Raw genomic sequence first — 13282 nt, forward strand, 5'->3', positions numbered from 1 at the left:
ATTGATGTTTGTGGAACAGGCTTCTAGCCTGTTGCTGATTCCTTTATCCTTGAATAGCCACACAGGTAGAAAGCATTTTTGCCACACCTGCAATTGGCAACAGATTGAGCATTTCCGCCGCAAAAGCATCTATCAGTAAATAGCGGCTTCTTTCTAAATCCAAACCGCGACTTTGCAAGTAGAAAAGTTCATCATCTTCTAATTGGCTGACAGTTGCACCGTGGGAACATTTAACGTTGTCGGCGACAATTTCTAACTGCGGTTTGGTATCTACGCGAGCTCTCGGCGACAGCAACAAGTTTCGGCTCAACTGTCCGGCATCTGTCAATTGTGCGGCTTTGCGAACGAAAACTTTGCCGTTAAATACAGCACGTGCTTTGTTGCCAACAATGCACTTGTGAAGTTGGCGACTTGTACCGTGAGGGTGATTGAAATCGATTACACTGTGAGTGTCAGATAACTGTTCCCCAAAGGCTACGCTTAAACCATTTAGAGTTGTTTCAGTGGCTTCGCCGCGCTGAAATACTTCTAAATTGTGCCGCGATATTTTGCCTCCCAAGCTGATAGCATGACAAGTATAACGGCTATTGCGAGATTGTTCGATCGCACTTTTGCCGATATGAACAACCTCCCCACCTTCCCGCTGCAGCCGAACGTGATTCACAGTGGCATTTTCGCCGACAACAACATCCGTTACAGCATTCGTAAATGCAGCGACATTACCGATAGTTGCGTAATCCTCAACCACCGTGACATTGCTTCCAGGCTCAGCTATGACCGAGCAGTGCGGCTGGGACATCGTGCCAGATGCACCGGGCGCTGTCAGGAACAGCAAGTGAATCGGAAGTTCAAGAGACATATTGGCCGGCACGAACACCACCGCAGAATCGACCAAACCCGCCATATTCAGCGCGGTAAACACCTCGGTTTGCTGTCTGTGCTTGCTCAAAACATCGCTGATGCGCCCTTGATATTTTTCGGGTACATTAGATAGATTACCTGCGTAAAAGTCGATCGGCAAATTCGGCAAATTCACCGTTGATAAATGCGGCGCGTAAAAACCATTGACAAAGACCAATCTTAATGGTAAATCCGCCTTATCTTTCACCGGCATCGTAATATCAGACAGCTTAATTTCTGGCTGATTGCTTTCCGGTAAATGCGACGGAATTTGCAACAGCGGCGACAAATCAGTAAAACGCCATTCTTCATCCTTCACAGTCGGAAAATGAGAAGAAAGTACGTATTGAGCCGCAATGTCGCGCAAATCATCCAACCCGTAAACAGAACTTTTGAGATGAGCAGCGCCCAACTTTTCGCACTGATTCACCAAACCAGCCAAAAACATTTCTCTAGTAGCAACTTGCGTATTCATCATCGCGCGCCTACTCCTGCTGCTTCCTCTTCCACAACCCAGTCATAACCGCGCTCTTCCAATTCCAGGGCCAACTCTTTCGGGCCAGTCAAGATAATTCGGCCGGCTTCCATGACGTGAATAAAATCAGGAATAATGTAATTCAGCAACCGCTGATAGTGAGTAATCACCAACATCGAATTTTCAGCAGTTGACAACTGATTCACACCGCCGGCGACAATCTTGAGAGCATCGATATCCAAACCAGAATCAGTTTCGTCCAAAATAGCTAATTTCGGTTCCAACAGCGCCATTTGCAAAATTTCATTCCGCTTTTTCTCGCCACCGGAAAAACCCTCATTAACGCTGCGCCCTAAAAAAGAATCATTCATCTTGACAATATCCAGCTTGTCCTCGATTAAATCTTGGAAATCAAAAGCATCCAATTCTTCCAAGCCCCGATGTTTGCGGTGAGAATTGTAAGCCACGCGCAAAAAATCCAGATTGCTAACGCCGGGAATTTCTAAAGGATATTGGAAAGCTAGGAACACGCCAGCTAAAGAGCGTTCTTCCGGCGCTAATGCCAGCAAATTTTGACCCATAAAAGTAACTTCTCCGCCCGTTACCGTATAAGCAGGATGGCCGGCTAATATCTTGGATAAAGTGCTTTTTCCCGAACCGTTCGGGCCCATAATCGCGTGAATTTCACCCGATTTAATTTCTAGGTTCAAACCCTTCAGGATTTGGGTATCTTCCACATTTGCAGTTAAATCGCGGACGGATAGCACCACTTGACTATTTTCTACAATCATCTATTTTTGTCCTTTTCCTCAATGCACTTTACAGTTTTTTTTCTCGTTCCTAGCCTGTACCCATTGGTGACAATTTAACGTTAAACCGATAGTCCGCCAGGGAATGAATTCCCTGTCTCAGAGCTTAAGTCCTCGCTATGAGGACTGAGAAGAAAACTTTTAAACTCATTAGTCCTCTTGAGAGGACTTTAGCTATTAGCCAGGGAATTCATTCCCTGGCGGACGGTGGGATTAAGTTGTCCCCGATGAACTCGGCCTGGAAGGGTTTCTCGCCCACAAAAATTATCCGACACTTCCTTCCAGTTTCAGACTCAACAACTTGTCAGCTTCCGCCGCAAATTCCATCGGTAACTGATTGAAAACATCTTTACAGAAACCGCTAATCATCATCGAAATAGCATTTTCTGCGGAAATTCCCCGCTGTGCGAAGAAGAACAATTGCTCTTCCCCTATCTTAGAAGTAGAAGCTTCGTGTTCCACTTTAGCAGTGTGGTTCTGCACTTGAATGTAAGGGAAAGTATTGGCTTGAGCGTTGTCGCCAATCAGCATCGAATCGCACTGAGAGTAATTGCGAGAGCCTTTAGCGTTCGGCCCCATTTTCACCAAGCCGCGATAGCTGTTGGATGAATTTCCGGCAGAAATTCCCTTAGAAATAATCGTGCTGCGAGTATTTTTACCAATGTGGATCATTTTTGTGCCGGTGTCAGCTTGCTGTTTGTTATTTGTCAGCGCTACTGAGTAGAATTCGCCCACCGAGTTGTCGCCGACTAAGACGCAACTGGGATATTTCCAAGTAATCGCGGAACCGGTTTCTACTTGTGTCCAAGAAATCTTAGAATTGACTCCTTGACACAAACCCCGTTTCGTCACGAAGTTGTAAATGCCGCCTTTGCCGTTGGCGTCGCCGGCGTACCAGTTTTGCACTGTGGAGTATTTGATATCGGCATTGTCCATTGTTACCAATTCCACTACGGCGGCGTGCAGTTGATTGGTGTCAAACATCGGCGCGGTGCAGCCTTCTAGGTAAGACACAGAACTGTTTTCTTCTGCAACAATTAGGGTGCGCTCGAACTGGCCGGAATCTCCGTTGTTGATGCGGAAATAGGTGGACAATTCCATCGGGCATTTGACGCCTTTGGGAATGTAAACAAAGGAACCGTCGCTGAATACGGCGGAGTTGAGGGCTGCGAAAAAGTTGTCGCCGACTGGTACGACGCTGCCGAGATATTTTTCTATTAGTTCGGGATAATCTTTGACGGCTTCTGAGATGGAACAGAAAATAACGCCATCTTTGGCTAACTTTTCTCTAAATGTTGTGGCAATTGAAACGCTGTCGAAAACTGCATCGACGGCGACATTTCCGAGCCGTTTTTGTTCGGAGAGGGGAATGCCGAGTTTCTCGAAGGTTTCTAGGAGTGTCGGGTCTACTTCGTCCAAACTGTTGAGCTTTTTGGGCTTTTGTTTGGGCGCGGAATAGTAGATAATTTTTTGGTAGTCGATCGCGGGATAGTTGACGTGGGGCCAGGTGGGCTCGGTCATTGTCAGCCACTTGCGGTATGCTTTGAGGCGGAATTGCAGCATGAATTCCGGTTCGTTTTTCTTGGATGAAATCAGGCGGACTACATCTTCGCTTAAGCCGCGGGGGATGGTGTCTGACTCGATGTCGGTGACGAAACCGTATTTATACGGCTGGTTGACTAGGGTTGTGACTGTAGAGCTCATTAATTTTGCGCTTTCGAGTGTTCTGGATATGTCTCTCAAAGATGGCAGACGCGGAACTGTCGGGGGCCCGGCGAGTTCTGGGGGCTGCTGCAAGGAAGTTAAACAACAGATTTGTTGCTTTAGTATATTTTAAGCTACATTAACAACAGTGATATTGTCAAAGTCAAATTAATAATTTTTTGTGAAGATGATGGAGACTACTCAGCAGACTTCCACGAAACAAGACATCCTGCAATATTTGCTCAAGGGGGGGCAGGGGACGGCTATTGAGTTGGCGGAGTCTTTGGATATCAGTCCGCAGGCGATTCGCCGTCACTTGAAGGATTTGGAAGGGGAGGGGCTGATTCAGTATCAGTCGGTTCAGGCTGGGATGGGGCGGCCGCAGCACATTTATGAGCTTACCAGTTTGGGGCGCGATCGATTCCCGAATCGTTACGGTGATTTTGCTGTCTCTTTCTTGGATACTTTGGCGGAAACCGTCGGCCGCGAGCAAGTGATTACTATCCTGCGAAAACAGTGGCAGCGCAAGGCGACGGAGTATCGGCGGCTGGTGGGTGCGGGTTCGCTGCAAGAGAGGGTGACTAAGTTAATGGAACTCCGCAGGGCTGAAGGTTATATGGCTGAGTGTTATCCTGTAGAATCTGTAGAGGTTGGGATGTGCGATCGCGCCCGATCGGGCGATCGATTTGTGTTGATGGAACACAACTGCGCGATTTCTAATGTTGCTGAAACTTTTCCGAGTGTCTGCGGTAATGAGTTGGAAATGTTTGCGGCGGTTTTGCCGGATTGTATTGTGGAGCGAACTCACTGGATTATTGATGGGGAACACCGCTGCGGTTATTTGATTGCCAGAAGGAAGGAAGAAGTTCGGCAACAGGCAATGTACGGGATTTAAGGGATGTCACGCATGGAAGTTCGACAACGGATGAGTGTAAGGGATGTCGCGGATGTCAGGGATTACCAATTACCGATTACCGATTAGCAATTACCAATTTTTAATATATGGAACCGCTAGCAGATTTTTTAAAGCCCGAAGAGTGTGCCGAAGTTGATATGGCGCTGCTGTCGTCGAAGGAAAAGTTTTCGGCGCGGGTGGCAATTTATGCTTTGAGGGTGCTCAACCAAATTGCTGGGGAGACTGGGAAGCCGGTGGCCCAGGTGACAAATGGACAGGTGATGGATTGGATTAAGAATGATGAGAGTATTAAAGGGTCGATCGAACTTGATGCTAGTTTTGAAAACTTTTTTACGAATTTGGTAATTGCGTCTTTGCGGCCGTTGAGGCAAATTGCGACAGAAGCTGAAAGCCCGATCGAACAATTAACAGTTAAGCAGGTCGTGGCGTGGTTTGTGAAGGACGGGAAGATTCGCAGAGAACAGGGTGTCGATGCGGCGTTTTTGGATTTGTGAGCTAAAGGTCGATCGACCCCACTGGCAAATAATACGTCAAACTCGGCGATTGGGGGCAGTTTCGGGCGAGGGAAAAAAAGTTTTGACTTTGGGGTTGACAGACTAGGGAAAACTTGATAAGGTAATTAAGTCGAGCGAAAGAGATGCAGCGCATCAAGCTTAAGATAAAGCTAAACGCAGACACAGGATTAAAAGTTTTCAAAGCTTTCCTGGTGCTTATGATGTAATGGAACCACTCCGATCCATCCCGAACTCGGTTGTTAAACGTTGCTATGGCGAAGATACTCGGCGGGTCACTGCCCGGTAAAATAGCTCAGTGCCAGGTTAATCATAAATTAAAGCTCTTTTCCCGCAACAAAGGAAAAGGGCTTTAGTTTTTTGGTGAGTTATTAGTCATTCTCTTTATGGCTTGGCGCTTGAAACCGCTACTAAACAAACGAAGTCCGCCTCCGCGGACTAAAGAATAAAGAGGTTATTAAATCAGAACTTGGTAAGCTGTTGCACATTTAAACTGTGATACAAGCATTACCCTTATTTTTGATTTTGCGACCCCATTTAATTATTAATTGCCCTTCATTTAAGAGGCGGTGCAATAAATAATCTAGCTCTTCAATAGATGTAAAAAGTCGATTGGCAATATATTCTTTTGCCGAATGCCATACTAATTCAATTAAGTTATAGTCGGGGCTGTATTCGGGGAGGAATTCTGAATAAAGGTTAGGCATTTCTGTTTCAATTATTTTTAGGTACTCTTGTTTCTTGTGAAAACTAGCATTATCCAGAATAATCACTATTTTAGCTTTTTTTTCAGCAAATTATGAGGCTTGATTACCTGCTGATACCCATTCATTAATTAGCTATTCATAAAACAGTTTGAGCAATTGATTAAAATTATATGAATTGCCTTTCTTTAGGAACTCTATCCATATTTTTTTAGCAAATTTTCTCACTCCTCCCATTACATTAACTCTGCCTTTCATTCGGTCTCCTCTGACCTTTTTTCGGCTGCGTTTTTTACACCAGTTCTTTCTTCTGGTGACTTTTAAACTAAATCCACTCTCGTCCCAAAACCATACCTGTAATCGTTCTGGCGTTGATTTTTCTATTTTTAAATATTCGGCTATCTTTATTTTAAATGCTGTTTTTTTTTCAGGATTTCTCTTGGACTCTAGGCTATACTTAGCCCAGATGTAAACATACTTTTTTTTCTTTAATATCCTCCGAACTTGTCCTCCAATTAATTTTATTCCTGTGGATTGCTCTAAGTATGTTGCTAATCTCTGCGCTGTCCATTGTCCAAAATCATATCCTAATTCTTGAGGGTATTTTTTAATGATTTCTAATAATATCTCTATATATTTATCTGTGGCATTTTTATGATTTCCCTTCATTCTCTCATCTATTAGACTTTCTAAATTGTCGGGGTCTCCCTTCATACACCAATAAGATACTTTATTGACTGAACAACCCAAAAAATCAGCGATTTTAGATTGTATTTTTCCGTCATTGAGCAATAATAAAATCAGAATTATGTCTCTAATATTTGCTTTTTCTTCCTCTCTTAAGGCTTTTTGTAGTTTCTCTATTTGTTAGGGATTGAGATAGTTTTTAGCTGGCATTTTTGTATAAATTGACTAAACTCATTTTTTATTATACCCTATTTAAAGGCACAACAGCTTAGCAGCTTATCAAGGCTTCTTTTGCCTCGTTCGATAGTTGTTTTAAGTGGGAAAGTTTCTCTATTCCTTTATCTAATGTCTATCTCGTCTTCTTGTCAAGGGGGTTGAGCAACTACCTTTTAACTTTGAGAGGGGAGTTTTATTTCTTTCGTGGGTAACAAGAGTTACATCGGTCAGTTTGCTAATTGCTGGGAAAATTTTCTAAGCTGTTGCACATTTAAACTGTGAACTAAAATTTGATAAAGTTCTTGTGGGGAGTAGGGGTTGGGCTTATAGCCCGCACAAAAAATACGATTTAGATGCAGAACAGCTTACCCTAACAAAGGTACAGATTCCGCATCGGGGTTGTACTGCTCTACAATTAATAAAATTTTTAATTTTTGGTTGTTCATTGGTTGGATACCTTTGTTTATAAATCGATCTTTGTAAGTTTAGTTTTGAAGAAATTACTCGATCGGTTGCAGGTTTTTTGAGGTTCCGGTGTCGGGTGTAGAGGTTGGGGAGAAAACCCGCCTCTACACAGGACTCGGAATTACAGGGGAGAAGTACGTTCCAGAAAAAACCTGTTAAGTTGATGGTGGCTAACCTACTTAGTAGACTTAGCACTAATTCTAACTTGCTCCATTGATGGGCTTGATCTCTTGTATTCGATCAAGTTGCTGCGCTGTCCTAGCAAGCGACGCTGATGAAACTGAATCTGACCTTGCAATTGGGGAAATCTCCCGATCGCACAAGATATAGCATAAAGACCAGAATCCTTGGCTGACAAATTCCGCTGCAGCATCCGGCGGTAAATTCGGTAGGTAAGTATCGGGTAGCCGGCGAGCAACCACAGGCTCCACCCGTGGGTGAACCAGGCTGTGCCCAATGCTAGCACAGGCAGAACGAATCCCCAGAACCATATGCTGGTGGTCTCTTTGACCCAGTGGCGATCGGGGGTGTTTCCGTGCAGCCAGGAACCCTCGGCGTAGGCGTGACCGGCTCTTTGAGAACGTTTCCACCACTGGGTAAAACTTGTCATTTGGGCGTCGTGCAGGGTCATTTCTGCATCTAAGCGCTCGATTTTCCAGCCGTTTTGACGCAGCCGCACGCAGAGTTCCGGTTCTTCGCCAGCAATGAGTGCAGGGTTGAAACCGCCGACTTGCTCGAACGCCGCGACGCGCATCATTGAGTCGCCGCCGCAGGCTTTGGCTTCGCCGACAGGCGTGTCCCACTCGATGTCGCAGAGTCGGTTGTATGCTGTGGCGTTGGGAAATCTTTCGCGCCGGCGCCCGCACACCACGGCTACGTCGGGTTTGGCTGTGAGTTCTTGCTGGGCGAGTTCGATCCATCCGTCAACCAATTCGCAGTCGCCGTCTACAAATTGGACAAATTCGATGTCTGGTGATAGTTTCAGCAAGCGAGCAAAGCCTTCGTTTCTGGCGCGTGCTGCAGTAAACGGTATAGATAAGTTTAGTTCTACTGTATCGGCTCCGATCGATCGGGCTAACTCTAGGCTACCGTCTGTCGATCCGGAATCGACATACACGACGCGGGCAACTTTGTCTGTGACCGATACTAGGCACTGGCGCAGGCGCGGCCCTTCATTGCGTCCGATCGCCACTAATCCAACTTGTTTCAAGTCTTACCTCTTAAATTCCACTCGCGAGCTGTTATTTTAATATTTTAGCGACACTCAAGGTAAGTTCACAATATCTTTATATTGTAACTTCTATGGAGCTACGCTTTTCGGTGTTAGACTGCCTCTAGCTTATTCAATTCTTCTGGAGTCAACACCATCGGCAAAACTAATCAGAAAAGCAAGCTAATAGCCTCGCCAGAAAGTTATCAAAGTTGACTAATCCATAAGTTTGCCGCTTCATCAACTTGTTGATTCGGTTGTTAATTCCGGCTTTACAGAGCCTAGTATTTCAAACAATTCATAGTTTTTATAAAAATTAAATATAAAATCTAAAAATTAGAGGACGTAAAAGCAATTATATATTCACTTACAGGTATTGGTGTGATTATTGAATAAGTTTAAATTTTACACAAATCGTCATAAAAATTATACTTAAAATATGGTAAGTTCATCTAACTTTTTTACAAAAAAGTGAGCTTTTGCATTACTAAATAACTAAAAAAACATTCGGAAAATTATTAAATTCAACCCCTGTGAAGCAGATCAAATCAACACTTTAAGAGTTTATAAGTTTTAAAAATCCGAATAAATTTCACAAGAGATGGGTGTTATATTTTGAGCGTTAGCTGGCAAAGTTTAAAATTTGAAATCAATCATTATCCATTCCCGCTCGATAGCGTTTAATTTTTAAACTTTGTGCCACAAGTTTTTTCTTGTTGCAGTATATTTATGGCTAGACTCCGATTGAAGTGCAAAATTTTCGGGATAGTTCTGTTTCCGAATCCAGCTTTTATATTCACACAATGTAACATCAAGCGTCCAATATAAGCTATTTTTAATGCCCCAGTGACTGCGGATTGCCCCAGCAATTGTCTCAGCATTACTGCTGAAACTACTCGTAAAAACGAGCTTATGTGGTGGTTTTATTCTACAACTTTTGTTCACTAACTATCATGACAACTGTTTTTAATTTCGTCCATAATGCTTGATTGTGCAGGGCTGGTAACTCGGATACATCCACAGTATAGACTTGTTTTTTTCCACTCGATGATGTCCTGCTTCTACTTGTTCACGTTCATAATAATCATACTTTTTTCCTAAATAATCTGCTTATCGAGCTACTTCAAACCACTCTTTCACGGCTTGGTATAGAAGTTGTTGATAGCCTTTGAAAGCTAAAATAATATCTTTTTGTTTCTTAAAAATCAGAGATATTATATTTTTTTGATAACAGCAGACCATCTATAGTTATTACACTTCCGGCAATTTATAACCTTTCTATTAATTCCGGAATCGCTGTCATTCGCTTTTATATTTTAGATTTACTCACGGATAAATTCGCGGGCTTGAGGATTTGAAATTTTAGATATTGGATTGATTCCACGGATAAATCACGTGGCGGATACCATCAATAAATTATCGGTCATTTCCTTATATTTTTTATCTTTTTTTTTGTAAAACCAATTGATGAGATGAAGGCTAGGTTGTAAGTATATATATCGCTTTTTGCTGGTCATTTAGGTCATAATATTGTTTCATTGTTTCGCCATCAATGAAGGGCGATCGCGTTTAGTTCTAATTCCCCGACTCTGGCATTTACCCAAGTCAAAAAACATTCTTGAAACTATTGTGGTTCAATTCTGAAAAATAGCCCACTAAATGTGTCATGAGATGGTATGCCATTCGGTAATTATAGAAAGCTTTTTAAGCATTGATATTTGGCATTAGCTAGGCTTCTATTGCCACCCATCCGTCTGCACCGCGTCTGGACAGCTAGAATCGCAATCGTCGATCTAATATCTTTAAGTAAGTGTTCTTTACTTCTTTCTATTCTTGAATTTTTAGATTGGGAAAAATGCTATATAAAAAGGGTATTTAAAAGATTCATTGAAGGTGGCAATGAATCTGTTTGTTTTTGTTGGGAAGTTACAGCTTTACTAAAACCTCTTGCCATTGATAGCACCAATAAGCTACAATCAACTACATAAAAATTTAGTCGGATTTAATTGTAGCATATTTTGGGTGAAAGTTAAGATGCGTTTACCCTGTCTCAAAAACCCGCCCCGACGGGGATATTATGGTTAATCGATCGGACATGATATCATTGGCTGCGGACTGAAGACTGAAGACTAATAACTAAACCTGAAATCTAAAATCTAAAATCTAAAATTGAGTAGGTGGGCTGGCATGGCTGGAGGTATTTATCTGATTCAGGACGACGACAGGCTGGTAGAAATGATGGAACAGCCCTACGACTCGGAAGACCAGTTACAAGACTTGCTAGTAACTTATCCCAATTTGATCGCGGGAGACCAGATCGATCGGGCGACGGCGCGCAGGTGGCTGTTAATTTCGCGGGAAGCAGCAGTGGCCAGCGATGAGGAAACAGCGGTGCAGTGGTCGCTGGATCATTTGTTTCTCGACCAAAATGCCGTTCCTACTTTGGTGGATGTCCGGCGAACTCCTAATGCCGAACTGCGGCAAAAAGTTTTGGGTCAGTCGATCGACTATGCTGCTAATGCGTTGGTTTACTGGCCTGTCGATTCCATTATTGCTCTGTTTGAAGCTAATTGTCGCGATCGGGGTCGCGATCCCGAACAGATTTTTGAAGAGTTTCTCGGCGCAAATGCTAATGAAGAAAGATTTTGGCAAAAGGTTAAAACTAATTTGCAAGCGGGTAAAGTTCGCTTAGTGTTTGTAGCTGACGAAATTTCCGCTGAAATGCGCCGAGTTGTGGAATTTCTCAACGAACAAATGGACCCGGTTGAAGTTTTGGCCCTGGAAATTAAGCAGTATGTCAGTGAAGACGGTTTGAAAACGCTCGTTCCCAGAGTCATCGGTCAGACAGCGGAAGCACAGCAGAAAAAATCCAGCGCAACGCGCGAAAGAAGGCGCTGGGATGAATCTTCATTTTTTGCGGAAATCAAAGCTAGACGGGGCGCGGACGAGGCGCAAATGGCAAAAGCAATTTACCTTTGGGCAAAAAGTCAAGAACCCGAAGTTCAAATCCACTGGGGAACGGGGGACGCTTACGGCGGTTTCGCGGCTCAATTGCTTCAAAGGGGAAGAAAACCCTATCAGTTATTCACTGTAGATATTGCTGGCAGAATGGAGATTTCTGCTGATAATTACGGTTCTCAGCCGCCGTTTAATGCGGAACATAATTGGCTGGAATTGAGAAGTAAGCTGAGTGCGATCGGTCTGTCGCTACCTATAGAACCGGGCGAGAGAAGGTCGCCGAGTCTGGCTTTGTTTACTTTGCAAGATGAATCTGCACTGAAGCAAGTTATGGAAACTTTTGATTGGGCGATCGAGCAAATTCAAATGTTATAGTCAGCAGTCAGCAGTCAGCAGTCATTAGTCATTAGTCCTTGCTAGTTAATAATTGGTTGCGATCGCCAACAAATAACAAATAACCAATAACAACTAACAACCCACAAATAACCAATAACAACTAACAACTAACAACTGACTAATGACTAATGACTATTGATATCGAATGTTTGCTTGTTTCAAGCGCCGCAATGCTTCTCCCAGGCGATCGCAATCTGCAATTAAACTAATTCTCACATATCCTTCGCCGCCCGGCCCAAAAGCATTGCCGGGAGTCACCACAACACCCGTTTGCTGCAAAACATTCAGGGCAAAATCAGTCGAACTCATGCCCGGAGTGCAGGGAACCCAAAGATACATTGCAGCCAGAGGTTTAGGAATATTCCACCCTAATTCTGCCAATCCTTCCACCATGAAATCCCGGCGAGTCCTGTAACGATTCTGCACTTCGTCCAAGTAACTATCCGGCAATTGCAGTGCTGTTTCTGCTGCTGTTTGCAAAGCGGAAAATATACCGTAATCTAGGTTAGTTTTTAATGTCCGCAAACCCTGAATAATTTTGCTATTTCCTACTACAAAACCGACTCGCCAGCCGGCCATATTGTAGGTTTTGGACATCGTGTGAAATTCGACACCGATTTCTTTCCCGCCGGGAATTTCTAATAAACTTGTCGGTTGATAGCCGTCAAAGGCTAATTCCGCATAACACAAATCGTGAACCAGCAAAATTTGATGTTTGTGTGCGAAAGCAACAATATCTTTGTAAAATTCGCGGGGTGCAGTTGCTCCAGTCGGATTGCTGGGATAATTAAAGTAGAGTATTTTGGCTTGTTCGGCTACGCTGTCGGGAATGTCGGCTAAGTCAATTACCCAGTCGTTTTCTGGTTTGAGAATGATGTTGTGAACTTTTGCACCGGCGATTATTGGCCCGCGAAATAAGACGGGATAAGCAGGACTTGGTACTAATATTAAGTCGCCGGGATTTATGTAGGCGATCGCAAAATGTGCTAAACCTTCTTTAGAACCTAACAGAGGCAATGCTTCGCTTTCTGAATCGAGTTCAACGTTGTAGCGGCGGCTGTACCATTTAGTAATAGTACGGCGGAAACTGGCAGTTCCTTCAAAGGGTGGATAGCCGTGATTGGCAGTATTTTGGATGGCTGCGACAGCGGCTTCTACTACTGGTTGAGGAGTGGCACCGTCGGGGTTTCCCATTCCTAAGTCTATTAAATCGAGTCCTTGTTCGCGGGCGCGGGCTTTGAGTTCGTCGAGACGGGCAAATACGTAGGGCGGTAGTTTTTGCAACCTGTCAGCAGGGCTAATCCAATCCAAGGTCATTTATTTTGTGTCA

8 protein-coding genes, 1 rRNA gene and 1 pseudogene are annotated in these 13282 nt (G+C 43.8%); 4 read left to right on the plus strand and 6 right to left on the minus strand.

All coding sequences use genetic code 11. The annotated features are described in order from the left end of the window. Positions 1 to 43: 43 nt before the first annotated feature. The 3 genes from sufD to sufB form a co-directional block, all read right to left on the minus strand. Entirely contained in the window at positions 44 to 1378 is a 1335-nt protein-coding gene (gene sufD / locus QUA50_RS12370; protein ID WP_333264611.1) for a Fe-S cluster assembly protein SufD, read from the minus strand. Next, complete coding sequence (sufC, locus tag QUA50_RS12375; protein WP_333264610.1) at positions 1375 to 2166, minus strand: Fe-S cluster assembly ATPase SufC; 792 nt, start codon at positions 2164 to 2166, stop codon at positions 1375 to 1377. The genes sufD and sufC overlap by 4 nt, the downstream gene beginning before the upstream one ends. A gap of 282 nt (positions 2167 to 2448) precedes the next feature. Continuing rightward, on the minus strand, positions 2449 to 3888 hold the full coding sequence (gene sufB, locus QUA50_RS12380) for a Fe-S cluster assembly protein SufB (RefSeq protein ID WP_333264609.1): 1440 nt from the start codon (positions 3886 to 3888) through the stop codon (positions 2449 to 2451). 187 nt (positions 3889 to 4075) lie between these two features. On the opposite strand from sufB, the gene sufR reads away from it, so the two are divergent. The 3 genes from sufR (at position 4076) to rrf (ending at position 5623) form a co-directional block, all read left to right on the plus strand. Next, a complete protein-coding gene (gene sufR / locus QUA50_RS12385) occupies positions 4076 to 4783 on the plus strand; it encodes an iron-sulfur cluster biosynthesis transcriptional regulator SufR (protein ID WP_333264608.1) in 708 nt (235 codons plus the stop codon). Positions 4784 to 4890: 107 nt separating this feature from the next. Then, a complete protein-coding gene (locus tag QUA50_RS12390; RefSeq protein WP_333264607.1) occupies positions 4891 to 5298 on the plus strand; it encodes a hypothetical protein in 408 nt (135 codons plus the stop codon). 208 nt (positions 5299 to 5506) lie between these two features. After that, positions 5507 to 5623 (plus strand): 5S ribosomal RNA (rrf, locus tag QUA50_RS12395). 181 nt (positions 5624 to 5804) lie between these two features. Here rrf and QUA50_RS12400 read toward each other — a convergent pair. Continuing rightward, positions 5805 to 6884: pseudogene (locus tag QUA50_RS12400) on the minus strand (IS630 family transposase). 679 nt (positions 6885 to 7563) lie between these two features. Continuing rightward, positions 7564 to 8598, minus strand: coding sequence for a glycosyltransferase family 2 protein (locus QUA50_RS12405; RefSeq protein WP_333264606.1), 1035 nt, complete (start codon positions 8596 to 8598; stop codon positions 7564 to 7566). Positions 8599 to 10785: 2187 nt separating this feature from the next. Between QUA50_RS12405 and QUA50_RS12410 the strand changes: the two genes are divergently transcribed. Next, entirely contained in the window at positions 10786 to 11931 is a 1146-nt protein-coding gene (locus tag QUA50_RS12410) for a hypothetical protein (RefSeq protein WP_333264640.1), read from the plus strand. A 153-nt stretch (positions 11932 to 12084) separates the two neighbouring features. On the opposite strand, the gene QUA50_RS12415 is transcribed toward QUA50_RS12410, so the two are convergent. Continuing rightward, positions 12085 to 13269: an aspartate aminotransferase gene (locus QUA50_RS12415; protein ID WP_333264605.1), complete on the minus strand. Its 1185-nt coding sequence runs from the start codon at positions 13267 to 13269 to the stop codon at positions 12085 to 12087. Positions 13270 to 13282: the final 13 nt, after the last annotated feature.

Source organism: Microcoleus sp. M2_D5, from assembly GCF_036701935.1.
Lineage (GTDB): Bacteria > Cyanobacteriota > Cyanobacteriia > Cyanobacteriales > Microcoleaceae > Microcoleus.

Bases quoted from the DNA above. Each gene is read 5' to 3' on its own strand.
- QUA50_RS12390 (WP_333264607.1), top strand. From the start codon at position 4,891: ATGGAACCGCTAGCAGATTTTTTAAAGCCCGAAGAGTGTGCCGAAGTT.
- sufR (WP_333264608.1), top strand. From the start codon at position 4,076: ATGATGGAGACTACTCAGCAGACTTCCACGAAACAAGACATCCTGCAA.
- sufB (WP_333264609.1), bottom strand. From the start codon at position 3,888: ATGAGCTCTACAGTCACAACCCTAGTCAACCAGCCGTATAAATACGGT.
- QUA50_RS12415 (WP_333264605.1), bottom strand. From the start codon at position 13,269: ATGACCTTGGATTGGATTAGCCCTGCTGACAGGTTGCAAAAACTACCG.
- sufC (WP_333264610.1), bottom strand. From the start codon at position 2,166: ATGATTGTAGAAAATAGTCAAGTGGTGCTATCCGTCCGCGATTTAACT.
- QUA50_RS12410 (WP_333264640.1), top strand. From the start codon at position 10,786: ATGGCTGGAGGTATTTATCTGATTCAGGACGACGACAGGCTGGTAGAA.
- sufD (WP_333264611.1), bottom strand. From the start codon at position 1,378: ATGATGAATACGCAAGTTGCTACTAGAGAAATGTTTTTGGCTGGTTTG.